The following is a 24,446-nucleotide window of genomic DNA, read 5'->3' as shown; positions in this document are numbered from 1 at the left end:
CCTGCATGCGTCCTGAACCCCTGTCTCCTGCCGTCGGCCGGGAGGCAGAACCCCCGCCCGGTGCCGATCCCGACCCACATCGGGGTTCGGGCGGGTAGGAGCCCCGTTCACTTCCTCCCCCGTGGAGGTGGGCGGGGCTTCTTGACGTTTATGCAGGTCAGGGGGCGTGGTATCTTAAGGTAGATAGAAGACCGGATCTTCCGTTCCGACCACTATCTCCGCATGGGCAGTTCCGACGGTCTGCCCGGCCCCACCGACGCCTGGATCACCCTGGCCGGCCTCGCCCGGGAGACCCGGCGCATCCGCCTCGGCACCCTGATGACCGCCGGCACCTTCCGGCTGCCCGGCGTGCTCGCCATCCAGGTGGCGCAGGTCGACCGGATGTCCGGCGGCCGCGTCGAACTCGGCCTGGGCGCGGGCTGGTTCGAGGAGGAGCACCGGGCGTACGGCATTCCCTTCCCGAAGGAGAAGTTCGCGCGCCTCGAAGAGCAACTGGCCGTCGTCACCGGTCTGTGGGAGACCAAGGCCGGCGAGACCTTCGACTTCCACGGCGCCCACTACGACCTCACCGACTCCCCGGCCCTGCCCAAGCCCGCCCAGGACCGCATCCCGGTGCTGATCGGCGGCCACGGCGCGACCCGCACCCCGCGCCTCGCGGCGCGCTACGCCGACGAGTTCAACATCCCGTTCGCCTCCCTGGAGGACACCGAGCGGCAGTTCGGCCGGGTGCGCGCCGCCGCCGAGGCCGCCGGTCGCCGGGCGGACGACCTGACGTACTCCAACGCCCTCGTCGTCTGCGTCGGCAAGGACGACCAGGAGGTGGCACGCCGCGCCGCCGCGATCGGCCGCGAGGTCGACGAGCTCAAGGCCAACGGTCTCGCGGGCTCCCCGGCCGAGGTCGTCGACCGCATCGGGCGGTTCGCCGCCGTCGGCTCCCAGCGGATCTACCTCCAGGTGCTCGACCTCGACGACCTGGACCACCTGGAGCTGATCTCCGCCCAGGTCCAGTCGCAGCTGTCGTGACGCCCGTGCCGTGACCGGCCCGGGGACCTGCCCCGGACCCGACCCCGCCCTGCCCGCGCCCCGTGCGCGGGCCGCGCCGCGGGCTCCGGGGCAGGCCCCGAAAACCGCTGGTGATGGTGGCGCCGGACCGGAAGACTCGGGACATGTTCCTGACCATCACCACCACCGGCACACCCGAACGCCCCGCCACCGACCTCGGCTTCCTGCTGCACAAGCACCCCGATCGGGCCCAGGCGTTCTCCACCTCGTACGGCACCGCCCACGTGTTCTACCCCGCGGCGGACGCGTGGCGTTGCACGGCGGCCCTGCTGCTCGAGGTGGACGCGGTCGCGCTGGTGCGGCGCGGAAAGGGCAAGGGGCGCGGCGGCGCTCCGGACGCGGCACTCGCGCAGTACGTCAACGACCGCCCGTACGCCGCCTCCTCGCTGCTCGCCGTCGCCCTGAGCGCCGTGTTCTCCAGCGCCATGCGCGGGGTGTGCGCCGCCCGGCCCGAGCGGACCGGCGAGCCGCTGCCGCTGCGCGTCGAGGTGCCCGCGCTGCCCGCGCGCGGCGGCCCGGAGCTGGTCCGTCGGCTGTTCGAGCCGCTGGGCTGGACCGTGGGTGTCGAACGCGTCGCGCTGGACGCCGAGTTCCCGGAATGGGGCGACTCTCGCTACGTCCGGCTCGAACTGGAGTCCGAGAAGCTGACGCTCGCCGAGGCCCTGCGCCATCTGTACGTCCTGCTGCCCGTCCTCGACGACGCCAAGCACTACTGGGTGGCGTCCGACGAGGTCGACAAGCTGTTGCGGGCCGGCGAGGGCTGGCTGGCCGGGCACCCCGAGCAGAAGCTGATCACCAGCCGCTATCTGACCCGGCGCTGGTCGCTGACGCGCGAGGCGATGGAGCGGCTGGAACTGGTGCGGCTCGCCGAGGCCGACGACAGCGAGGTCGAGGACATCGACAACGCCGTGGCGGCCGAGACCGAGACGGAGGAGCGGCCGACCCCGCTCGCCGTGCAGCGCAGGGACGCGATCCTCGACACGCTCAGGCGTTCCGGGGCCGCGCGCGTCCTCGACCTCGGCTGCGGACAGGGGCAGTTGGTGCAGGCCCTGCTGAAGGACCCGTCGTTCAGCGAGATCGTCGGCGTCGACGTGTCGGTGCGGGCGCTCACCATCGCCTCCCGCCGGCTCAAGCTGGACCGCATGGGCGAGCGGCAGGCGTCGCGCGTCAAGCTCGTCCAGGGCTCGCTCTCCTACACCGACAAGCGGCTCAAGGGGTACGACGCGGCCGTGCTCAGCGAGGTCGTCGAGCACCTCGACCCGCCCCGGCTGCCCGCCCTTGAGTACGCCGTGTTCGGCTCGGCCCGGCCCCGCACGGTGATCGTGACCACGCCGAACGTGGAGTACAACGTGCGCTGGGAGAGCCTGCCCGCCGGCCATGTCCGGCACGGCGACCACCGCTTCGAGTGGACCCGGCGGGAGTTCGCCGACTGGGCCGGCGCGGTGGCCGAACGGCACGGCTACGACGTCGGGTTCGGCCCGGTCGGACCCGACGACCCGGAGGTCGGCCCGCCCACCCAGATGGCCGTGTTCGTCCTGAGGACCGTGAACGAGAAGGAGGCGGAAGCAGCATGACCGAGAACCGACAGGCGCGCACCCTGCCCGTCACCGACCTCTCCCTCGTCGTCCTCGTCGGCGCCTCGGGATCGGGCAAGTCCACCTTCGCCCGGCGCCACTTCACGCCGACCGAGGTCATCTCCTCCGACTTCTGCCGCGGACTCGTCTCGGACGACCAGAACGACCAGAGCGCCACCCGCGATGCCTTCGACGTGCTGCACTACATCGCGGGCAAGCGCCTGGCGGCCGGCCGCCGCACCGTCGTCGACGCCACCAGCGTGCAGCAGGAGAGCCGCCGCCAACTCGTCGAACTGGCGCGCAGGCACGACGTGCTGCCCATCGCCATCGTGCTCGACGTGCCCGAGGAGGTGTGCGTCGCACGCAACGCGGCCCGCAGCGACCGGGCCGACCTGCCGCGCCGGGTCGTCCAGCGGCACATCCGCGAACTGCGCCGCTCCGTACGAGGCTTGGAGCGCGAGGGCTTCCGCAAGGTGCACGTCCTGCGGGGCGTCGAGCAGGTGGAGGCCGCCACCGTCGTCACCGAGCCGCGCTTCAACGACCTCAGGCACCTCACCGGCCCCTTCGACATCGTCGGCGACGTCCACGGCTGCGCGAGCGAACTGGAGGCACTGCTCGCCGAGTTGGGCTACGTCGACGGCACGCACCCCGAGGGCCGTACCGCCGTGTTCGTCGGCGACCTCGTCGACCGCGGCCCGGACACGCCCGGTGTGCTGCGCCGGGTGATGGGCATGGTCGAGTCCGGCGCCGCCCTGTGCGTGCCCGGCAACCACGAGAACAAGTACGGGCGTCATCTGGGGGGCCGCAAGGTCCAGCACACCCACGGGCTCGCCGAGACCGTCGAGCAGATGGCGGGCGAGAGCGAGGAGTTCAGGCAGCGGGTGCGGGCCTTCATCGACGGACTGGTCAGCCACTACGTGCTCGACGGCGGCCGGCTCGTCGTCTGCCACGCCGGGCTGCCCGAGAAGTACCACGGCCGCACCTCCGGCCGGGTGCGCTCGCACGCGCTGTACGGCGAGACCACCGGCGAGACCGACGAGTTCGGGCTGCCGGTGCGCTACCCGTGGGCCGAGGACTACCGGGGCCGTGCGGCCGTGGTGTACGGACACACACCGGTGCCCGAGGCGACATGGCTGAACAACACCATCTGCCTGGACACCGGCGCGGTGTTCGGCGGAAAGCTGACCGCGCTGCGCTGGCCGGAGCGTGAGCTGGTCGACGTACCGGCCGAGCGCGTCTGGTACGAGCCGCTGAGGCCGCTGCGCACCGAGGCGCCCGGCGGGCACGACGGCAGGCCGCTCGACCTGGACGACGTCCAGGGGCGGCGGACCGTGGAGACCCGGCACGGCGGACGTGTCGCCGTCCGGGAGGAGAACGCGGCCGCGGCCCTGGAGGTCATGAGCCGCTTCGCGGTGGACCCGCGGCTGCTGCCATACCTGCCGCCGACCATGGCCCCGACGGCGACCAGCCAGGTCGACGGCTACCTGGAGCACCCGGAGGAGGCGTTCGCGCAGTACCGCGAGAGCGGGGTCGCGCGGGTCGTGTGCGAGGAGAAGCACATGGGCTCGCGGGCGGTGGCCCTGGTGTGCCGTGACGCGGAGGTGGCGCGGACGCGGTTCGGCGCGGCGGGGGACGTCACCGGCTCCCTCTACACCCGTACCGGACGGCCGTTCTTCGACGACGCCGCGGTCACCGAGGAGATCCTGGCGCGGGTGCGGGCGGCGGCCGACGCCGCGGCCCTGTGGGACGAACTGGACACGGACTGGCTGCTCCTCGACGCCGAGCTGATGCCCTGGTCGCTCAAGGCCGGCGGTCTGCTGCGCAGCCAGTACGCGGCGGTGGGCGCCGCCTCCGGCGCGGTGTTCCCGGGGGCGCTCGCCGCGCTCCAGGAGACGGCCGCGCGGGACGTGGACGTGTCCGGACTGCTCGCGCGCCAGCGCGAACGGGCCGCCGACGCGGGCGCGTTCACCGAGGCGTACCGGCGCTACTGCTGGACCACGGACGGCCTGGACGGTGTCCGCCTGGCACCGTTCCAGATCCTCGCCGTGCGGGGCCGCAGCCTCGCCACGCTGCCGCACGACGGTCAACTCGCCCTGCTGGACCGGCTCGTGGAGCACGACGGGAGCGGACTGCTGCAGACCACACGGCGGCTGTACGTCGACACCGGTGACCCGGAGTCGGTGCGCGCGGGCGTCGACTGGTGGCTGGAGATGACCGGCCGCGGCGGCGAGGGCATGGTCGTCAAGCCGGTCGGGGCGCTGGTGCGCGACGAGCAGGGCCGGCTGGTGCAGCCGGGCGTCAAGTGCCGGGGCCGCGAGTACCTGCGGATCATCTACGGCCCCGAGTACACGCGCCCCGACCAACTGCGCCTGCTGCGGCGCCGCTTCCTCAACCACAAGCGGTCGCTGGCGATCCGCGAGTACACGCTGGGCCTGGAGGCCCTGGACCGGCTCGCGGACGGGGAGCCGCTGTGGCGGGTGCACGAGGCGGTGTTCGGGGTGCTCGCCCTGGAGTCCGAGCCCGTGGACCCGAGGCTGTGAACCGCTCCGCCCGGACCGTCGTAAAGCCCCCTTGTGGCATACACGTATCCGTGCCTACCGTGACGGCCGTGCCGCCGCGTACATGTGTTCGGAGTCGGAGAGCTGCTGAGGGAGTGGTGGACATGGAGATCAAGAAGGTCGTGGTCCGCGAGGAGCGGAGCACCGGACGCAGGCCGGCGGTCCTGGAGAAGCGACCGACGCGCTGACCGGAGGAGACCCGGCCGTGCGTGTGCACCTGGTGACGATGCCCTGGCATCCCCTCGACCTTCCCTCGCTCCAACTGGGCCTGCTGCACCGTCTGGTGCGGCAGGCCCGCCCCGCCGACGAGGTGAGCGAGTTCCACGGCTCCCTGCGCTGGGCCGAGTTCCTCCTCGACCGCTCCGACGGGCGGCTGCGACCCGGTGACTACGTGTCCGTCGGCAGCGACGCGATCTTCCACGGCCTCGGCGACTGGGTCTTCTCGGGCGCCCTGTACGACGACCCCGACTGGGGCACCGCCCGACTGAGGGACTACGCGGCCGGCCGGGACGTCTTCGTGGACACCGCCCTCGCCATGCGCCCGTACGCCGCCGCCTTCGTCGCCGAGTACGCCGACGAGGTGCTGGAGGGCGGCCCCGACGTCGTCGGGTTCACCACCACCTTCATGCAGAACGTGGCCTCCCTCGCCCTCGCCCGTGAACTCCGGCGGCGCCGCCCGGACCTCACGGTGGTGTTCGGCGGCAGCAACTGCGACGGCCCCATGGGCCACGCCCTGCACCGCAACCACCCCTTCGTCGACCACGTGGTGCGCGGCGAGGCGGAGTACGCCCTGCCCGCGCTGCTGCGCCACCTCGACGACGGCACCCCGCCCGCGGACGTGCCCGGCCTGTGCTGGTGGGACGGGGAGCGCTCCCGGGCCAACCCCGCCTCCCGGCGCACGGTGGCGCCCGCCGACATCCCCTCGCCCGACTACGACCAGTGGCAGCGCGCCCTGGAGTCGTCCCCCGTCCTGGAGTACGTCCATCCGAAACTGGTGGTCGAAGGGGCGCGGGGCTGCTGGTGGGGCGAGAAGCACCACTGCACCTTCTGCGGGCTCAACGGCACCGCCATGGCCTTCCGCGCGAAGCCGGGGGAGCGGCTGTGGTCCGAGATCGACCGGCTCGTGCGACGCCACCGCATCCTCGACGTCGTCACCGTCGACAACATCATCGACATGGCGTACTTCCGCGACTTCCTGCCCCGGGTCGTCGACAGCGGCTGGGACCTGCGGCTGCACTACGAGGTGAAGTCCAACCTCACCCCCGCCCAGCTCGAACTCCTCGGCCGCTCCGGCACGGTGCACCTCCAGCCCGGCATCGAGAGCCTGGGCAGCCGGGTCCTGGACCTCATGGACAAGGGCGTCACCGGCGCCCGCAACGTCCGCACGCTGCGCGAGTGCGAGAACCACTCCCTGACCTGCTCCTGGAACCTCCTGTACGGCTTCCCGGGCGAGACCGACGAGGACTACGACCCGGTCGTCGCCCAACTCCCCGCGCTGGTGCACCTCCAGCCGCCGAGCGGCGCCCACCGCATCCAACTGGAGCGGTTCAGCCCGCACTTCACGAACCCCGCCCTAGGCTTCGGAAAGCGGGGCCCGGCCGAGATGTACCGGCACGTCTACGACCTGCCCGAGGACGAACTCGCCGATCTGGTCCACTTGTTCGACACCGAGGACGCGGGCATCGCGGGCCCGGCCGAACGGCGGCTCAAGGACGCGGTGGCCGCCTGGCGGGCGGGACACCCGGACTCGCGGCTGCTGTTCGAGCGGGACGGTGACACGCTGCTGGTGCACGACCGCCGCTCCGGATGGCCGCCCCGCACCCACCGCTTCACCGGCTGGCGGGCGGCGGCCCTGCGCCACCTGGAGGACGGCCGTACCGACACCGCCCTGCACCGGCAGTTGGCCGGGGACGGCCACGAGGTCACGGCGGACGCGCTCGCCGACTGGCTGCGACGGGCCCTGTCCCAGGGCCTGTTGTTCCGGGACGGCGCCACCCGTGTCGCCCTGCCCACCTGGGGCGAGCCGGTGCGGATGCCCGACGGGGCGGGGGCGGCGGGGTGAGCGGACTGCCGGCCGGGGTCGCGCACCGGGTGAGCGGGCGCCTCGTCGAGGTGACGGACCCGCTGGACCTGGCCCGGGGCGGCCGCGGGACGGCCGTCGCGGTCGCCTTCCTGCGGGAGTGCGAGGGCCTGGGGCTCCGGGTGCGCTGGCGGCCGGCCGGACCGCCGCCGGCCGAACCGCCGCCGGCCGGACCGCCGTACGACGTCGGCCTCCTGCGCCATCTGCCGCCTCCGACGGAACTCCCCGGCGAGCGGGCCGGGTCGGCGGACTGGCGTGCCGGCCACACCCCCGGTCTGCTCTACCACCGCCGGGGCCCGGACTTCATCAGCGTCCTGGACCGCCGCGAGCCCGGCGCCACCGCCCGCTACACCCTCGACCACCCCGATCTGCGCGCCGCGTTCCACACCCTCCTGGCACCGACCCGCCTGGACACGCTGCCCTCCCGGCACCGCGAGGCCGCCGCCCTCCTCGCCGCCGAACGGCTGGCCCTGGTCACGGACGGCTGGGCGGTGACCCTGCCCCCGAGGGTGCGGCGCTGGCCGGTGCCGTGCACGGCGATCTGAGGCCGTCACCCCACCAACCGCAACCGCTCCTCCCGGACCCCGACCCTTACGGTCTGTCCCCAGGTGAGGTCCAGGGTGTCGGACTCGATGCCGTCGCCGAAGGCGACGAGGCGGTCCGACTCGACGGTCAGGGACAGGGTCTGCGCCGCCGTGAGGGTGCCGGAGACCAGGGAGGTGCCCGTCGCCGGGGACGGCCACGCCTCCCGCACGAACCACAGGAGGCGGTCCTCGGTGGGGGAGGGCAGGGCCAGCGTGCTGGAGCGCTCCTGCCAGACCGACCGCAGCCAGCCCGTCGCCCCCGTGCCCGTGCCGACCAGCACCCCGGAGGATGCCTGGGCCTCGACGACACCCCCGTCGACGTCGAGGCCCAGGCGGTAGCGGGCGGTCTGGTGACCGGCCGGGCCGAGGTAGATCTCGTTGAGCGCGACCAGGCGCTGGCTGTCGTCGGCGACCGCCTCGACCATGGTCAGCTCCTCCGTGCCCGTCGCCCGCGCCAGGGCCGCCGGCAGCAGGGTCGCCGCGTCGGCCGGGCGGTGCCTCACCAGGACGCCCGGATTGCGGCCGGGGTCGGTGTCGACGCCCACCACCGGCTGGCCGTCCAGGTACTTGGCCACGTTCGCCACCAGCCCGTCCTGGCCGACGACCACCACGACGTCCTCCGGGGCGAACAGGAAGCGGTCCAGGTCGGCGCGCTCCACCCGGGTCTGGCGCCAGGTCAGCGGGACCGCCGCGGTGATCTCCGCCACGGCGCGGCGGGTGCGGTGGTGGCGCGCGGCGACCTCGCCGACGTCCCGGCCGCGGGAGGAGAGGAAGAAGGCGGCCTGCCCGTGCGTGCCGTGCCGGGCCACCAACTCCTCGTACTCCGTGGTGCGGTGGACCAGCACGGCCCGCGGCGCGAGACTCATTCCCCCGACCCCGCCGGCCCCGAGGGCCCGGACGGCCTCGGCATGGCGCCGGCCGGACCGTCGGGCACGCTCGACCCCGCCGCGCCCGACGGCCCGTCGAAGTCCGCCGGGTCCGCCGGGCCGGCCGGTCCCACCGGTTTTGCCGGTCCGTCCGCGGGCGCCGACATCACCCCGTCCGACGTCCCGTTCGGCGCGGACGCCCCCGTCGTCGCGCCCAGGCGTTCCAGCATCGTCGTCACCACGTCCGGGGACACCGTCACGCTGTTGACGCGGGGGAGGTTCTCCGCGAGGCGGGCCGCCGTCAGCGCGTGGAGCGTCGCCGCGCCGTCCACACCGGCCTCGGCGTGCACCCGCAGCCAGGCCGCCCGGGCCCGCGCCCGCGCCTCCCCGACCTCCGTCGCCCGCTCGGCCTCGGCGCGGGCCAGTCGCACCGCACGCGCCGACTCCGCCTCCGCGAGCTGCACGGTCCGCGCCGCCTCCGCCTCGGCCAGCACCCGGTCGCGCCGCGCCTCCGCCTCCGCCAGCCGCTCCGCACGCCGGGCCTCCGCGTCGGTCAGCCGCGCCGAGCGCGCCGCCTCGGCCTCCGCCAGCTTCACCGAGCGCGCGGCCTCCGCCTCAGCGAGCCGTACCGTCCGGGCCGCCTCCGCCTGGGCCCGTATCGCGTCGGCCGCCGCGTGCTCCTCCGCCTCGCGCCGTGCGTTGGCGCCGCGCTGCTCCACCAATCGCTCCTCGCGGCGGGCGAGTTCGATCTGGCTGGCCAGTTCGTTCTCGGCGATGGTCCGCTCCCGTTCGACGGCCACGGCCCGGCGCTCGTAGGTGGCGCGGTCGGCCTCCTGCTGGATCTGCTCGCGCGCCGGGGTGCGCAGCGCCCGCTCCACCTCCGGTTCGGGCCGCAGCGCGACCACACGCACCGCGACGACCTCGATGCCGGTCGCCGGGAGCCGGGGCTCCGCGGCGAGCCCGGCCGCGACCCGCTCGCGCACCGCGCCCACCCCGTCGACCAGCGCCGCCGACAGGGACGTACGGGCCAGGACGTCGAGGGCGTGCTGCTGCGCGGTCTCGGTCAGCAGCGTGGCCAGCTGCTCCAGGGGCGCTCCGCGCCACACCCCGGTGTCCGGGTCGATGGAGAAGTCAAGCCGGGCCGCGGCCACGGCGGGGTCGCCGATCCGGTAGGTCACCGTCGCCTGCACGGCCACGTCCTGGAAGTCGGACGTCCGGGCGTGGAAGGTCATCGCCAGTTCGCGGTCGTCGACCGGCACCTCGGAGAGCGCGGCGGTCAGCGGGCGGAACCAGAAGCTGAGCCCCGTGCCGTCGTGCACCAGCCGGCCCGAGCGGTGGTGGCGTATGTGTGCCGTCGGCGCGCCACGCAGATGGCGCAGACCGGGGCGGCGGGTGATGTCGGCCATGGGGCCCCCTCGCTCTTTCTCGTCATGTAGACGATAACCGGAGCGGGGTGTTGTCGTCAATGGGACGAGAAGGGGGAGTGCGCGCGCGGAAACGGGCGAGGGGAGGGTGAACCGGGTCCCCGGTGGTCAGGATGGAGGCATGGGATTCCATGTCGACTCCGAGGCCGGGCGGCTGCGCCGCGTCATCCTGCACCGGCCGGATCTCGAGCTCAAAAGGCTCACCCCCAGCAACAAGGACGCGCTGCTCTTCGACGACGTGCTGTGGGTGCGCCGGGCGCGCGCCGAGCACGACGGGTTCGCCGACGTGCTGCGCGACCGCGGTGTCGCCGTCCACCTCTTCGGCGACCTGCTCACCGAGACCCTGGACGTCCCGCAGGCGAGGACCCTCGTCCTGGACCGGGTCTTCGACGAGAAGGAGTACGGCCCCCTCGCCACCGACCACCTGCGGGCCGCCTTCGAGGCGCTGCCCTCGCGCGAACTCGCCGAGGCGCTGGTCGGCGGCATGACCAAGCGGGAGTTCCTGGACGCGCACGCCGAGCCGGCCTCCGTGCGCTTCCACGTCATGGACCTCGACGACTTCCTGCTCGGCCCGCTGCCCAACCACCTCTTCACCCGCGACACCTCGGCCTGGATCTACGACGGCGTGTCCATCAACGCGATGCGCTGGCCCGCACGGCAGCGCGAGACCGTGCACTTCGAGGCGATCTACCGGCACCACCCGCTGTTCCGTGACGAAACGTTCCGCGTGTGGTCGTCGGGGCAGGCCGACTACCCCTCCACGATCGAGGGCGGCGACGTCCTGGTGATCGGCCGCGGCGCCGTCCTCATCGGCATGAGCGAGCGCACCACCCCGCAGGCCGTGGAGATGCTGGCGCACAAGCTGTTCGCGGCGGGCTCCGCGCGCACCATCGTGGCGCTCGACATGCCCAAGCGGCGCGCGTTCATGCACCTCGACACCGTGATGACCATGGTCGGCGGCGACACCTTCACCCAGTACGCGGGCCTCGGCATGCTCCGCTCGTACACCATCGAACCCGGTGTCGGCGACAAGGAGCTGAAGGTCACCGACCATCCGCCGGAGCACATGCACCGCGCCGTCGCCGCCGCCCTGGGGCTCAGCGAGATCCGCGTCCTGACCGCGACGCAGGACGTGCACGCGGCTGAGCGCGAGCAGTGGGACGACGGCTGCAACGTGCTCGCCGTCGAGCCCGGCGTCGTCGTCGCCTACGAGCGCAACGCCACCACCAACACGCATCTGCGCAAGCAGGGCATCGAGGTCATCGAGATCCCGGGCAGCGAACTGGGCCGGGGTCGCGGCGGTCCGCGGTGCATGAGCTGCCCCGTCGAGCGGGACGCCGTATAGCCTCCGCGCAGCCGCACGAAAGTGCGTGGAGGGTGTGTATATAAATGCCGAGAGTCGTATAGAATTCCACGGTCCGTTTCCCCGCATCCCTGGAGCGCCCCATGGCGACTGTCCCGACCGCCCTCGCCGGCCGCCACTTCCTCAAGGAGCTGGACTTCACCCAGGAGGAGTTCCGCGCCCTGATCGAGCTGGCCGCCGAACTGAAGGCGGCCAAGAAGGCGGGGACCGAGACCCAGCACCTGCGGGGCAGGAACATCGCCCTCGTCTTCGAGAAGACCTCGACGCGCACCCGCTGCGCGTTCGAGGTCGCCGCCGCCGACCAGGGCGCCCACACCACCTACCTGGACCCGTCCGGCTCGCAGATCGGGCACAAGGAGTCCGTGAAGGACACCGCCCGGGTACTCGGACGGATGTACGACGCGATCGAGTACCGCGGACACGGCCAGGGTGTCGTCGAGGAGCTGGCCGCGTACGCGGGCGTCCCCGTCTACAACGGTCTGACCGACGAGTGGCACCCCACCCAGATGCTGGCCGACGTGCTCACCATGACCGAGCACACCACCAAGCCGCTCGACCGGATCGCCTTCGCCTACCTCGGTGACGCCCGCTACAACATGGGCAACTCCTACCTCGTCACCGGCGCCCTGCTCGGCATGGACGTGCGGATCGTCGCGCCCCGGCTGCTGTGGCCCGACGACACGATCGTCGAGCTCGCCCGGCGGCTCGCCGCCGTCTCCGGCGCCCGGATCTCCCTCACCGAGGACGTGAAGGAGGGCGTGCGCGGCGCCGACTTCGTCGCCACCGACGTGTGGGTGTCGATGGGGGAGCCCAAGGAGGTCTGGGACGAGCGCATAGCGCTGCTCGGGCCCTACGCCGTGACCATGGACGTGCTGCGCGCCACCGGCAACGACGACGTGAAGTTCCTGCACTGCCTGCCGGCCTTCCACGACCTCGGCACCGACGTGGGCCGCGAGATCCACGAGCGGCACGGGCTGACCGAGCTGGAGGTCACCGACGAGGTCTTCGAGTCCGCGCACTCCGTCGTCTTCGACGAGGCCGAGAACCGGATGCACACCATCAAGGCCGTCCTCGTCGCCACGCTCGCGCGGGTCCCGGCCGGGGAGGTCACGCCGGACGCCACTGACGCGGGACCACGGGCAGTCTGAACCACACCGCCTTGCCCGACTCGGTGGGCCGGTGACCGCAGGACGAGCTGAGGGAACGGATCAGCAGCAGCCCGCGCCCGTGCTCCTGCCAGGGATCGGGCGTCTCGACGGTGGGCCGGGTGAGATTACCGGGCGGCGCCGGGTCGGGGTCGTGCACCTCGACCTGGCAGCCCGTCGGCCGTACCTCGACCACCAGCTCGATCGGGCCGCTCCCCGCGGTGTGCTCCACCGCGTTCGCGACCAGCTCCGCCGTGAGCAGCTCCGCGGTGTCGCTGTCGGCCACGTGCTCCAGCTCCGCCAGGGCCGTACGGACCAGGGCGCGGGCGACCGGCACGGCCGCGGTGGTGTGCGGCAGCGCGATGCGCCAGGAGGCGGAGGAGGCGGGGCTCTCGGGCAAGGCGGGTCCGTTCATGGAGCAGGCTGTCCTGCTTTCAACTTTCTGAATGGTACGGGGCCCGCCTAAAGAGGTCCTCGACCGGGCACCGCACGGGGCCTTGGGCCCCTGGTACGGGCGGCATACCCGGCCGCACGCCCCGTCTCCCTCCTCGACGCCCGCTGTTACCGCGTTATCGACGTCCCGTGATGTGCCGTGACGCGAGTGACCGGATCGCACCGGTCCCGGACCCGCTCTTGTCGCGCGGTCGTGACGACAGTCGCAAACAGGTGATAGCTTCGTGGGGCAGAGCAGACCCAGCCACGTGCGGCACCGTCCGCCCGAGGAGGCCGCGCGTCATGAGTCCCTTCACCGGCTCCGCCGCCCGCACCGCCCACTGGGAACACCTCCGGGTCGACATCGCCGAGGGCGTCGCCACCGTCACCCTCACCCGCCCCGACAAGCTCAACGCCCTCACCTTCGGCGCCTACGCCGACCTGCGCGACCTGCTCGCCGAACTGTCCCGGGAACGGGCCGTGCGCGCCCTCGTCCTCGCCGGGGAGGGTCGCGGCTTCTGCTCCGGGGGCGACGTCGACGAGATCATCGGCGCGACCCTCGCCATGGACACCGCGCGACTGCTGGACTTCAACCGCATGACCGGCCAGGTCGTCCGCGCCCTGCGGGAGTGCCCGTTCCCGGTGATCGCGGCCGTGCACGGAGTGGCGGCGGGCGCCGGGGCGGTCCTCGCCCTGGCCGCGGACTTCCGGGTCGCCGACCCCACGGCACGCTTCGTGTTCCTCTTCACCCGCGTCGGCCTGTCGGGCGGCGACATGGGCGCGGCCTACCTCCTGCCCAGGGTCGTCGGCCTCGGCCACGCGACCCGGCTGCTCATGCTGGGCGACCCGGTCCGGGCACCGGAGGCCGAACGCATCGGCCTGATCGGCGAACTGGTCGAGGAGGGCGGCGCGGACAAGGCCGCCCACGCCCTGGCCCAGCGCCTCGCCCGGGGCCCGGCACTCGCACACGCCCAGACGAAGGCCCTCCTCACGGCCGAACTGGACATGCCCCTGTCCACCGCGATCGAACTGGACGCCTCCACCCAGGCCCTGCTGATGAACAGCGAGGACTACGCGGAGTTCCACCGGGCCTTCACGGAGAAGCGCCCGCCGGCCTGGCGGGGACGCTGACGATGCGGGCCCCGGGGGCGCGCGGAACCGAGCGCGTGGCGATCGTCGGCGGCGGCCCCGGCGGGCTCTACACCGCCGTCCTCCTCAAACGCCTGGCCCCCGACCGCGAGGTCACCGTCTGGGAACGCAACGCCCCCGACGACACCTTCGGCTTCGGTGTGGTCCTGTCCGACGAGACCCTCGGCGGCATCGAGCACGCTGACCCCGACGTCCACACCGCCCTGCGCCGGCACTTCGTCCGCTGGAACGACATCGACATCGTCCACCGCGGCACCCGCCAGACCTCCGGAGGCCACGGATTCGCCGCCCTGGAGCGCAAACGCCTCCTCGACATCCTCCAGCACCGCTGCCGCGCCCTCGGCGTGGACCTCCGCTTCCACGGCGAGGCCCCCCACCCCGACCGGCTCGCCGAGACGTACGACCTCGTCGTCGCCGCGGACGGTGTGCACAGCACCACCCGCGAGACCTACGCCCCTGTGTTCCGCCCCCATGTGACCGCACACCACTGCCGTTATCTCTGGCTCGCCGCCGACTTCGCCTTCGACGCCTTCCGCTTCGAGATCGCCGAGACCCCGCACGGCGTCATGCAACTCCACGGCTACCCCTACGCCCCCGACGCCTCCACCGTGATCGTCGAGATGCGCGAGGAGGTCTGGAGGGCCGCCGGATTCGACACCGCGGACACCCAGGAGTCCGCCGCACGCTGTGCCAAGATCTTCTCCGACGCGCTCGGAGGCCGCCCGCTGCGCACCGGGAACTCCACCTGGACGACCTTCCGCACGGTGGTCAACGAACGCTGGTCGCACGGCAACGTCGTCCTCCTCGGCGACGCCGCCCACACCGCCCACTTCTCCATCGGCTCCGGCACCAAGCTCGCCGTCGAGGACGCCCTCGCGCTCGCCGCCTGCCTGCGGGAGCGCCCCACCCGGGCCGAGGCGCTGACCGCGTACGAGGAGGAGCGCAGGCCCGTCGTCGCCTCCACCCAGCGCGCCGCCCGCGCCAGCCTGGAGTGGTTCGAGGACCTCGCCCGCCATCTCGACCAGCCGCCCCGGCAGTTCGCGTTCAACCTGCTCACCCGCAGCCGCCGGGTCACCCACGACAACCTCCGGCTGCGCGACGCCCGGTTCACCGAGTCCGTCGAGCGGGAGTTCGGCTGCCCGCCCGGCACCCCGCCCATGTTCACCCCCTTCCGGCTGCGCGGACTGACCCTGCGCAACCGGGTCGTCGTCTCCCCGATGGACATGTACTCGGCCACCGACGGCGTCCCCGGCGACTTCCACCTCGTCCACCTGGGCGCCAGGGCACTCGGCGGGGCCGGGCTGGTGATGACCGAGATGGTGTGCGTCAGCGCCGAGGGCCGCATCACCCCCGGCTGCGCCGGCCTCTACACCGGCCGGCAGGCCGACGCCTGGCGGCGCGTCACCGAGTTCGTGCACACCCGGGCACCGGGCACCGCGATCGGGGTGCAGCTCGGCCACAGCGGACGCAAGGGCTCCACCAGACTCATGTGGGAGGGCATGGACGAACCGCTGCCCGAGGGCAACTGGCCGCTCTCCGCCGCCTCCCCGCTGCCCTACCGGCCGGACGGCCAGATCCCGCGCGAACTGTCCCGCGCCCAGCTCACCGACGTCCGCGAGCAGTTCGCGGCCGCCGCCCGGCGGGCCGCCCACGCCGGATTCGACCTGCTCGAACTGCACTGCGCCCACGGCTATCTGCTCTCCGGCTTCCTCTCCCCGCTCACCAACCGGCGCACCGACGCCTACGGCGGCCCGCTCGACCGACGGCTGCGCTTCCCCCTGGAGGTCTTCGACGCCGTACGGAGCGTCTGGCCGACGGAACGGCCCATGACCGTACGGATATCCGCGACCGACTGGGCCGACGGCGGCACCACGGCGGAGGACGCCGTCGAGATCGCGCGGGCCTTCGCCGCGCACGGCGCCGACGCGATCGACGTGTCCACCGGACAGGTCGTCCCCGACGAGCGCCCCGAGTACGGGCGGTCGTACCAGACGCCGTTCGCGGACCGCGTCCGGCACGAGGCCGGCGTACCGGTGATCGCGGTCGGCGCGATCTCCTCCTGGGACGACGTCAACTCCCTGATCCTGGCCGGGCGCACGGACCTCTGCGCCCTGGCCCGGCCGCACCTCTACGACCCGCACTGGACGCTGCACGCCGCCGCCGAGCAGGGCTACGACGGGCCGGGCGTGCGGTGGCCCGCCCCCTACCGCGCGGGCAGCCGCCCGCCGCGCACCGGCCGCACCGACGCACCCGCACCCCGGCTCACCCTGGGGAACTGACCCGCCCGCCGCGGCCCGCGGCCTACAGCCCGGCGTACCCGGCGCCCGCGTCCCGCAGCCGCTCGTGCAGCGCCCGGAACACCTCCGCCGAGCGCGCACCCGGCCAGTTCGCGGGCAGCAGCCGGGCCGGGAGCCCCGGGTCGACGTAGGGGAGGTGGCGCCAGGAGTCCAGGGCGAGGAGGTAGTCGTGGTACGCCTCCTCGGGCGGGGTGTCCGCACGCCGCTCCCAGACGCGCAGCACCGGGGCGTGCGTGTCCAGGAACGCCTCGTGCTCCTTGGCGATCGCCGCCAGGTCCCACCAGCGGCCGACCGCCTCCACCGTGGGGGCGAACCCCAGGTGCTCGCCCCGGAAGAGGTCCACGTACCCGTCGAGCCCCAGCCGGCACAGGGTGTGCCGCGTCTCCTCGAACAGCGGCGCCGGCGCGATCCACACCCCGGGCGCCGCCGAGCCGAAGCCCAGGCCCGCGAGACGGGAGCGCAGCACATGCCGCTTCTGCCGCTCCGACTCCGGCACCGAGAACACCGCCAGCACCCAGCCCTCGTCCCGCGGCGGCGCCTCGGCGTACACCCGCCGGTCGCCGTCGTCGAGCAACTGGCGGGCCTCCGCCGACAGTTCGTAGCCCGCCGCGCCCTGCGCCGTACGGGCCGGCAGGAGCAGCCCGCGGCGTTTGAGCCGGGAGACCGACGACCGCACGGACGGCGCGTCGACACCGACCGCGGCCAGCAGTCTGATCAGCTCGGCGACGGGCACGGGGCCGGACACGAAGCGGCCGTACGCGCCGTAGAGCGTGACGATGAGGGACCGGGGGGCGTGCTGCTCGGACACGTTGATCATCTTAGTTCTTCGGCATCAGTCCTGGTCACCATCGGTGCGCAGCCGGAAACGCTGGAGCTTGCCGGTCGCCGTGCGGGGCAGCGCGTCCAGGAAGACGATCTCACGCGGACATTTGTACGGGGCCAGTTCGGACCTGACGAAGGCGCGCAGCGCCTCCGCGTCCCGGTCGGCGCCCTCCTTCAGTACGGCGTACGCCACCACCACCTCGCCGCGCGCCTCGTCGGGCCGGCCGACCACCGCCGCCTCCACGACGTCCGGGTGGCGCAGCAGGGCGTCCTCCACCTCCGGGCCCGCGACGTTGTACCCGGCCGAGATGATCATGTCGTCCGCGCGGGCCACATAGCGGAAGTAGCCGTCGCCCTCGCGGACGTAGGTGTCGCCGGTGACGTTCCAGCCGCCGCGCACGTACTCCCGCTGGCGCGAGTCGGCGAGATAGCGGCAGCCGACCGGGCCGCGCACGGCGAGCAGCCCCGGTTCGCCGTCGGGCACCGGCCCGCCCGCCTCGTCCTGCACCCGGGCCTGCCAGCCGGGGACCGGGACGCCCGTGGTGCCGGGGCGGATGTGCTCGTCGGCGGCGGAGATGAAGATGTGCAGCAGCTCGGTCGCGCCGATGCCGTTGATGATCCGCAGCCCGGTGCGCTCGTGCCAGGCCCGCCAGGTGGCGGCGGGCAGGTTCTCGCCCGCGGAGACACAGCGCCGGAGCGAGCCGACGTCGTGCCCGTCCAGCTCGTCGAGCATCGCGCGGTACGCGGTCGGGGCGGTGAACAGCACGGACACCCGGTGGCGCGCGATCGCGGGCAGCAGCAGCCGGGGGCCGGCCTGTTCGAGGAGCAGGGCACTGGCGCCCACCCGCATCGGGAACACCACAAGACCGCCCAGACCGAAGGTGAAGCCGAGCGGGGGACTGCCGGCGAAGACATCCCCCACATGTGGTCTGAGCACATGCTTCGAGAAGGTGTCGGCTATGGCGAGCACATCCCGGTGGAAGTGCATGCACCCCTTCGGCCGGCCGGTGGTCCCCGAGGTGAAGGCGATCAGCGCGACGTCGTCGGAGGCGGTGTCCACGGCCGGGTACGGCGTGCCGGGCGCCGGGCGGCGCAGCAGGTCGTCGGGCGCGTCACCGCCGTACGTCGTGATCCGCAGACCCGGGACCTCGGCCTTGGCCAGGTCGTCGAGGGACCGTACGTCGCACAGGGCGTGCCGGACCCGGGCGATCTCGCAGATCGTCGCCAGCTCGTGCGGGCGCTGCTGGGCCAGCACCGTCACCGCGACCGCGCCCGCCTTCAGCACCGCGAGCCAGCAGGCGGCGAGCCACGGGGTGGTCGGACCGCGCAGCAGCACCCGGTTGCCGGGGACCACACCGAGGTCGTCCGTGAGGAGGTGGGCGAGCCGGTCGACACGGGTGCGCAGATCCCCGTACGTCCACGAGGTGCCCGTGGGGGTGTGGAACACGGGCCGGTCCGGATCGGCGCCGTCCAGCAGCTCGGCGGCGCAGTTGAGACGGTCGGGGTACGCCAGGTCCGGCAGGTCGAGCGGGAGGTCGGGCCAGGTGTCGGGCGGAGGGAGATGGTCGCGCGTGAAGGTGTCGACGTGCGCCGAGACGTTCATGGCGGTTCGCCCCCTCGCCTGGCCGGCCGGTCGTGGGCTCGCACAAGCAGCGTATCGTGTTGGTGACGACAGTCAACGGTCCGCGATAACGTCGAGGAGGGCCGCGGTGGCCCGTCGTGGAGGGAGGACCGGCCGTGCCCGCTTTCTCGCTCGGACCCGAACAGACCGCCTGGTGCGCCGAGTTGCGCGCCCTGGCCGCGCGGCGGCTGCGCCCGCTCGCGGACAAGGGCGAGCCCGGCCGCGTCAACCGCCCGCTCGTCGAGGAACTCGGCCGGCTCGGGCTGCTCGACCGGCTGTTCACCTCCGGCGCGCTGGACCTCTGTCTGATGCGGGAGTCCCTCGCCTACGCCTGCACGGAGGCGGAGACCGCCCTCGCCCTCCAGGGCCTCGGCGCCCATCCCGTCCACGCCCACGGCACCCCCACCCAACGCGCCCACTGGCTCCCCGGCGTCACGTCCGGCACCACCGTGGCCGCCTTCGCCCTGACGGAACCCGACGCGGGCTCCGACGCGGCGGCCCTTTCGCTACGGGCGGAGCCGGAGCCGGAGGGAGAAGCCGAAGCGGAGCCGCAGCCGGAGGGAGTCCGCGGCGGATCCGGCGGGGGCGGGGGAGTCGGTTCCGGGGTCGACGCCCGCAGGGCCGGGGGGCGTTGGTGGCTCAGCGGTGAGAAGTGCTGGATCTCCAACGCTCCCGAGGCCGACTTCTACACCGTGTTCGCGCGGACCACCCAAGGGGCCGGAGCGCGCGGCGTGACCGCGTTCCTCGTGCCCGCCGACCGGGACGGACTCACCGGCACCGCCCTGGAGATGCTCTCCCCGCACCCCATCGGCAGCATCACCCTCGACGGCGTGCCGGTCACCGAGGACGACGTGCTCGGCGAGGTCGACCACGGCTTCCGCGTCGCGATGACCACCCTCAACCTGTTCCGCCCCAGCGTCGGCGCCTTCGCCGTCGGCATGGCCCAGGCCGCCCTCGACGCCACCCTCGCGCACACCCGGCGACGGCGGGCGTTCGGCGGCCCCTTGAGCGACCTCCAGACCGTCGCCCACCAGGTCGCCGAGATGGCCCTGCGCACCGACGCGGCCCGCCTGATGGTGTACGCGGCGGCCACGGCATACGACTCCTCGGCGCCGGACGTCCCCCGCCGCGCGGCGATGGCGAAGCTGCTCGCGACCGAGACCGCGCAGTACGTCGTCGACCGCGCCGTCCAACTGCACGGCGCCCGTGCCCTGCGCCGCGGCCACCTCCTCGAACACCTCTACCGGGAGGTGCGCGCCCCACGCATCTACGAGGGCGCCAGCGAGGTCCAACGCGCCATCATCGCCAAGGAGTTGTACGCCGCCACGCCCGCACCCGAGGAGCAGCCGTGACCACCGAGCGCGTCAACCCGCCCGAACTCTCCCCGCCCACCGGCTTCTCCCACGCGGTGGTCGCGACCGGCACCCGCCTGGTCCTCCTCGCCGGGCAGACCGCGCTCGACGCGGACGGCGAGGTCACCGGGGACACGCTCCCGGAGCAGTTCGAGCAGGCGCTCGCCAACCTGCTCACCGCCCTGCGCGCGGCCGGCGGCACCCCCGCCGACCTCGCCCGGGTCACCGTTTACGCCACCGACGTCGCCGCCTACCGTGCCCACGCCCCCGAACTCGGCCGCATCTGGCGCAAGTCGGCGGGCCGGGACTATCCGGCGATGGCGGTCGTCGGGGTCGTACGGCTGTGGGACGAGCGCGCGCTCGTCGAACTCGACGGCCTCGCGCTCCTGCCGTAGCCCAGGCTCAGGCGGCGGCGGTGAGCCGCTCGGACGGAACGCGGCACGGCGGGACGACGCTGCCGTCGGGGTGCAGCTCGCCCGTGTCGTCGAAGTGGATCGAGCCGTCGCACAGCAGGTTCCAGCCCTGCTCGGGATGGGCGGCGACCACATGTTGGGCGTCGCCGTTGTGATGCTGATTCTGTGTGTGCTGGGAACACATGGCGCACCTCCGCGTGGGACGTGACGGGTGCCGGCGGCCCGGTCACCGCCCGTCACAGTGCACCATGCGCCGCTCGCGGACTCCTAGGAACCCTCTGAAGGCGCCTGTGACAGGGCCCGGACGACTCCCTGACCGTTCCACGACGCCCATGACGCACCGCCGAAGGAGTGAAGATCACGAACCCTGCCGTTGCCGCCCGGTATGTACCTGGAGAACCCCCACCCCACGCCCCCATCCCACGCTCCAGGAGGTACCCCCATGCCCCTACGCCCCTTCCTCGGCGCCGCCGCCTGCACCACCGCGCTGCTGTGCGCGGCGCCCCTCGCCCCTGCGACCGCCGCGACCGCTGCGACTGCTGAGACGGCAGAGACGGCAGAGACCGCTTCGGCTGCCGCGACCCCCGTGACCGCGGTGCCCGGCGAGTCCGTGACCGTCGACCCGACCGGCCGTGTCGCCGCGGACGGCACGCTGACCCTGTCCGGCACCTACCGCTGCGTCGGCGGCACCGGCCCGGTGTTCGTCAGCTCCTCCGTCGGCCAGGGCGACACGTCCGTCCGCTACGGCATCGGCGGCACCCACGCCGTGTGCGACGGCGCCGCACACATGTGGCGCAACACCGGCCAGGTCCCGCCGGACGCACTCGCCCCCGGCGCGGCCCGGGTGGAGGCCACCGTCATGGAACTCCGCTTCCAGGGCTGGCTGCCGCTCCCGGTGTTCCACGTGTCCGGACAGCGGGACGTGACCCTGATCACGGACTGACGCCCCGGGCGCGGGAGTCTGCTCGGCACGGCCCCGCCCTGATCGTGTGCCCCGGCCCGGGGGCCCTGGAGGCGGGGTGCGGCGGTACGTGCGGTCCTTCGGGCGGGGGCCGTGCCGAACGGCGGCGTCCGCTCCCACGGCCACGTCCATCACACACCAACGGGACGTCGATCCGGCGCCAACGGTGCGTAGACGTCCGTCCGGTTGCCTGAGTCACGGCGGTACGGCCCAACCCCGACCGCCCGACGCGGCACGCCCAGGGCGGGGGAGGGCGAGGGGGGAGGACCGGATCGGGGTGAGGGCTCTCTTGGTCCCCGTGCCGGACCAGGCGGCGGTCCCCGCCGTGCTGCCCGGCCGGCCCGAACCGGCGCGGCCGAGCGCGGACGGTGACGGTGGAGGAGGAGAGCGGCGTCACCCACCAGCGTGCGGCGTGGGCAACCGTACGGACCGCACGTTTTGCCGCAACGACGGTGCCTCCCCTCGACCGGGGCGCAGAGCGCGCTCCCGCGAACGCGCGTCCAACTCGGACGCGGCGCACCCCGCGAGGTCGGCCTTCGACGGGGTCAGCGACAGCTGGTGGGGTCCGGGATTCTCAGGGAACGCGGCGGGCCAGTACCTCCAGGCGAACTGCGCGACCCCGGTGAAGCTGGAGCAGATCATGATCACCCGTGGTCCTCGGGGCGACGCGTACGGCACGGCGGACACGAAGCAGGTGGCGATAGCGGAGGTGGAACTCTTCGGCAGGACCCGCACCTGATCCCCATCGGACCGGCTGATCACCGACCAGGCTCAACCTGGTTGCCCTGACAGGGATTTCGCCGGGTGGAAAGGATCCAGCCTCTTTTTGTGGCCGCGCCCGCGGAAGGAGTGGTTCCGTACGTGCTCGGCTCCCTCCCCCTTTAGCGTGATCGCATGAGCGAATATCGTTCCTTCTCGGTGCCTTCGCTCCGGGATCTGGTGTCGAACGAGGTGTGGTCGGGGCTGGCGCATTATCAGCCCCAGACCTATGCGACGGATCAAACTCTGTTGCGGCAGGGGGATCACGGCACTCATGTGCTTGCCCTGCTCTGCGGATTGGTCAAGGTGGTCCGTACGGACCGCGACGGGTCGCAGCGGCTGCTCGCCTTCCGTGGGCCGGGGGAGATTCTGGGCGAGATGGCCCTCCAGCAAGGAGGGGTGCGCCTGGCCGACGTGCGAACGATGAGCAAATGCAAAGCATCTGTGATTCCCGCTGGGGAATTCCATCGATTTGTTCGTGATCAGCGGCTTGCTTATCCGCTCGCGGTGCTGGCCTCCCATCGGCTGCGTGAGCAGACCGAGGTCTACGACGGGGCCGTGCACGAACGTCTCGCCATGGCGCTGCTTCGCCTTGTGGCCGTCTCCGGCGAGCGGACCTTCTCCCTGACCCGGGAAGAGCTGGCCCAGCACATAGGCGTAGGCCGCAAGTCCGTAAGCAAGGCGCTGATGCAGCTCGGGCCGGATCAGGTGAGGGCCGCCAAGAGCAGGATCAGTGTGATCAGCGTGGAAAACCTGCGGAAGACGCTCGCCGACAGCACGGGCATGTGACAGGGGAGTGGCCCACGTCACATCCCGTCCGTGCCTGCGGAGCGGAACGCTTGCGCGCCCACTGTGAAGCTCAAGTTGCGCCACTGCCCCATGCAGGGCCATGCCGCCCGGTCCGCGAAGGGCCGGGCGGCCTTCACAGAGGAGTGCGACATGCGCGAGAACATCGATGCGTTGCCACCGGGGATCACGGGTTCGTACGCCCGTAGTCGGCGGTTACCCCCCTACCGGGGCATCCTGGCCGTGGACGCCAAGGACTTCACAGGGCGACCTGCCATCGAGCACGAGGCCGTCAGTCGTGTCGTGCCCGAACTGCTCAAGACCGCACTGGCCCGGGCGGAACTGCAGGAACTGTGGCATGACCGCATGTTTCCGGCTTCGACCGGTGACGGCTACGTATTCGGGTTCGATCCATCGCTGATGCCTTTCGTGGTCCACCCGCTGCTGCTGACCCTTCAGGACGTACTGACCGACTACAACGTCCTGTCCCACGGAGTGGTCCCCATCAGACTGCGTGCCAGCCTGCACATCGGCCCGCTTCCCGATACCGGTGACGAGTTCAGCGGCAATGGGACGGCCCGCAATGAGACGCACCGGCTGCTCGACTCACGTCCGGTCAAGGCCGTGCTCGCCTCGCACAAGGAGAACGTCACACAGGTCGCTGCCATCCTCTCCGACCGTTGCTACGGGGACGCGGTCGCCAGCGGGTACACCGGCCGGCACCCGGACCACTTCGTGGAGGTGGCCGCGACGGTCGACGGTAAGCAGTTCTCCCAGCGGGCCTGGATCTACGTACCCCAGCCTTCAGGGCCACTGTACGAAGATCCCCCGACCGGTCGAGCTGCTCCGGAGACGGTCCGTCCGCCCGAGAGCGGCGAGACGCAGAGCCATCGCGTGAGCAACCGCGCACCCAACGGCAATATCAACACGGGCACCGTGCACGGTGGGCAGAGCGTGAGCAACTCCCATGTCGCTGGAGACCACGTGGGAGGCAACAAAGCCGACCGTGTCCGTGGTTTCCAGGGAGATCAGGTCCATGGTGACAAGTATCAGGGGCGGCAGTGATCCCGGACGGGGAAGCCGCACCGGAACCGCCTGGCTCCGTACGCCCTGAACCGGATGACTCGACCAGGGACGAGGTACCTTCCGCGGAACCGGATCACGACGTCTCCGAGCTCATCGACGCCTTCGTGGGCAC

At 72.7% G+C, this 24,446-nt stretch carries 19 protein-coding genes and 1 pseudogene; 14 read left to right on the top strand and 6 right to left on the bottom strand.

The window, feature by feature from the left end; translation table 11 throughout:
• Positions 1-198: 198 nt before the first annotated feature.
• From AB0F77_RS13705 to AB0F77_RS13685, 5 genes and pseudogenes are all read left to right on the top strand, one after another.
• Positions 199-1,023, top strand: a pseudogene (locus AB0F77_RS13705) (TIGR03560 family F420-dependent LLM class oxidoreductase); the annotation flags it as partial.
• A 143-nt stretch (positions 1,024-1,166) separates the two neighbouring features.
• Complete coding sequence (locus tag AB0F77_RS13700) at positions 1,167-2,636, top strand: 3' terminal RNA ribose 2'-O-methyltransferase Hen1 (RefSeq protein ID WP_361946480.1); 1,470 nt, start codon at positions 1,167-1,169, stop codon at positions 2,634-2,636.
• Complete coding sequence (locus AB0F77_RS13695) at positions 2,633-5,176, top strand: polynucleotide kinase-phosphatase (RefSeq protein WP_361946477.1); 2,544 nt, start codon at positions 2,633-2,635, stop codon at positions 5,174-5,176. The genes AB0F77_RS13700 and AB0F77_RS13695 overlap by 4 nt, the downstream gene beginning before the upstream one ends.
• A 223-nt stretch (positions 5,177-5,399) precedes the next feature.
• A complete protein-coding gene (locus AB0F77_RS13690; protein ID WP_361946475.1) occupies positions 5,400-7,256 on the top strand; it encodes a RiPP maturation radical SAM C-methyltransferase in 1,857 nt (618 codons plus the stop codon).
• The gene (locus tag AB0F77_RS13685) at positions 7,253-7,819 is read left to right on the top strand and encodes a DUF5825 family protein (protein WP_361946472.1); all 567 of its coding nucleotides are present in this window, start codon (positions 7,253-7,255) and stop codon (positions 7,817-7,819) included. Before AB0F77_RS13690 ends, AB0F77_RS13685 begins: the two co-directional genes overlap by 4 nt.
• A gap of 5 nt (positions 7,820-7,824) precedes the next feature.
• On the opposite strand, the gene AB0F77_RS13680 is transcribed toward AB0F77_RS13685, so the two are convergent.
• Entirely contained in the window at positions 7,825-8,724 is a 900-nt protein-coding gene (locus AB0F77_RS13680) for a hypothetical protein (protein ID WP_361946469.1), read from the bottom strand.
• Entirely contained in the window at positions 8,721-10,130 is a 1,410-nt protein-coding gene (locus AB0F77_RS13675) for an SPFH domain-containing protein (protein ID WP_361946466.1), read from the bottom strand. The genes AB0F77_RS13680 and AB0F77_RS13675 overlap by 4 nt, the downstream gene beginning before the upstream one ends.
• 139 nt (positions 10,131-10,269) lie before the next feature.
• Between AB0F77_RS13675 and AB0F77_RS13670 the strand changes: the two genes are divergently transcribed.
• Positions 10,270-11,493, top strand: coding sequence for an arginine deiminase (locus AB0F77_RS13670; RefSeq protein ID WP_361946463.1), 1,224 nt, complete (start codon positions 10,270-10,272; stop codon positions 11,491-11,493).
• Between the two features lie 101 nt (positions 11,494-11,594).
• Positions 11,595-12,659: an ornithine carbamoyltransferase gene (argF, locus tag AB0F77_RS13665; RefSeq protein WP_361946460.1), complete on the top strand. Its 1,065-nt coding sequence runs from the start codon at positions 11,595-11,597 to the stop codon at positions 12,657-12,659.
• Here the strand turns inward: argF and AB0F77_RS13660 are convergent.
• Positions 12,619-13,071, bottom strand: coding sequence for an ATP-binding protein (locus AB0F77_RS13660; RefSeq protein ID WP_361946457.1), 453 nt, complete (start codon positions 13,069-13,071; stop codon positions 12,619-12,621). The two genes, argF and AB0F77_RS13660, sit on opposite strands and share 41 nt — an antisense overlap.
• A 320-nt stretch (positions 13,072-13,391) precedes the next feature.
• On the opposite strand from AB0F77_RS13660, the gene AB0F77_RS13655 reads away from it, so the two are divergent.
• The gene (locus tag AB0F77_RS13655; protein WP_361946454.1) at positions 13,392-14,219 is read left to right on the top strand and encodes an enoyl-CoA hydratase family protein; all 828 of its coding nucleotides are present in this window, start codon (positions 13,392-13,394) and stop codon (positions 14,217-14,219) included.
• A gap of 2 nt (positions 14,220-14,221) precedes the next feature.
• Positions 14,222-16,516: a bifunctional salicylyl-CoA 5-hydroxylase/oxidoreductase gene (locus AB0F77_RS13650; protein ID WP_361946451.1), complete on the top strand. Its 2,295-nt coding sequence runs from the start codon at positions 14,222-14,224 to the stop codon at positions 16,514-16,516.
• A 22-nt stretch (positions 16,517-16,538) separates the two neighbouring features.
• Here the strand turns inward: AB0F77_RS13650 and AB0F77_RS13645 are convergent, their stop codons facing one another.
• Positions 16,539-17,351, bottom strand: coding sequence for a PaaX family transcriptional regulator C-terminal domain-containing protein (locus AB0F77_RS13645; protein ID WP_361946448.1), 813 nt, complete (start codon positions 17,349-17,351; stop codon positions 16,539-16,541).
• Positions 17,352-17,366: 15 nt separating this feature from the next.
• The gene (locus tag AB0F77_RS13640; protein ID WP_361946445.1) at positions 17,367-18,959 is read right to left on the bottom strand and encodes an AMP-binding protein; all 1,593 of its coding nucleotides are present in this window, start codon (positions 18,957-18,959) and stop codon (positions 17,367-17,369) included.
• A 134-nt stretch (positions 18,960-19,093) separates the two neighbouring features.
• Here AB0F77_RS13640 and AB0F77_RS13635 point away from each other — a divergent pair, with 134 nt between their 5' ends.
• Both AB0F77_RS13635 and AB0F77_RS13630 read left to right on the top strand, forming a co-directional pair.
• The gene (locus tag AB0F77_RS13635) at positions 19,094-20,329 is read left to right on the top strand and encodes an acyl-CoA dehydrogenase (protein WP_361946442.1); all 1,236 of its coding nucleotides are present in this window, start codon (positions 19,094-19,096) and stop codon (positions 20,327-20,329) included.
• Entirely contained in the window at positions 20,326-20,724 is a 399-nt protein-coding gene (locus AB0F77_RS13630; RefSeq protein WP_361946439.1) for a RidA family protein, read from the top strand. The genes AB0F77_RS13635 and AB0F77_RS13630 overlap by 4 nt, the downstream gene beginning before the upstream one ends.
• Before the next feature lie 7 nt (positions 20,725-20,731).
• Here AB0F77_RS13630 and AB0F77_RS13625 read toward each other — a convergent pair whose 3' ends face one another.
• Complete coding sequence (locus tag AB0F77_RS13625; RefSeq protein WP_361946436.1) at positions 20,732-20,926, bottom strand: DUF5999 family protein; 195 nt, start codon at positions 20,924-20,926, stop codon at positions 20,732-20,734.
• A gap of 258 nt (positions 20,927-21,184) precedes the next feature.
• Between AB0F77_RS13625 and AB0F77_RS13620 the strand changes: the two genes are divergently transcribed.
• The 3 genes from AB0F77_RS13620 to AB0F77_RS13610 all read left to right on the top strand — a co-directional run bounded on the left by AB0F77_RS13620 (position 21,185) and on the right by AB0F77_RS13610 (position 24,313).
• Positions 21,185-21,685 (top strand): DUF6299 family protein, encoded by a 501-nt coding sequence (locus tag AB0F77_RS13620; protein ID WP_361946433.1) that lies wholly within the window; start codon positions 21,185-21,187, stop codon positions 21,683-21,685.
• A 912-nt stretch (positions 21,686-22,597) separates the two neighbouring features.
• Complete coding sequence (locus AB0F77_RS13615; protein ID WP_361946430.1) at positions 22,598-23,251, top strand: Crp/Fnr family transcriptional regulator; 654 nt, start codon at positions 22,598-22,600, stop codon at positions 23,249-23,251.
• 150 nt (positions 23,252-23,401) lie between these two features.
• Positions 23,402-24,313, top strand: a complete 912-nt coding sequence (locus tag AB0F77_RS13610) for a hypothetical protein (RefSeq protein WP_361946427.1) — start codon at positions 23,402-23,404, stop codon at positions 24,311-24,313.
• Positions 24,314-24,446: the final 133 nt, after the last annotated feature.

This window comes from Streptomyces sp. NPDC026672, from assembly GCF_040638185.1.
Lineage (GTDB): Bacteria > Actinomycetota > Actinomycetes > Streptomycetales > Streptomycetaceae > Streptomyces.
Note: the sequence above shows the minus strand (reverse complement) of the source record. Positions and strands in the feature narration are given on the sequence as shown.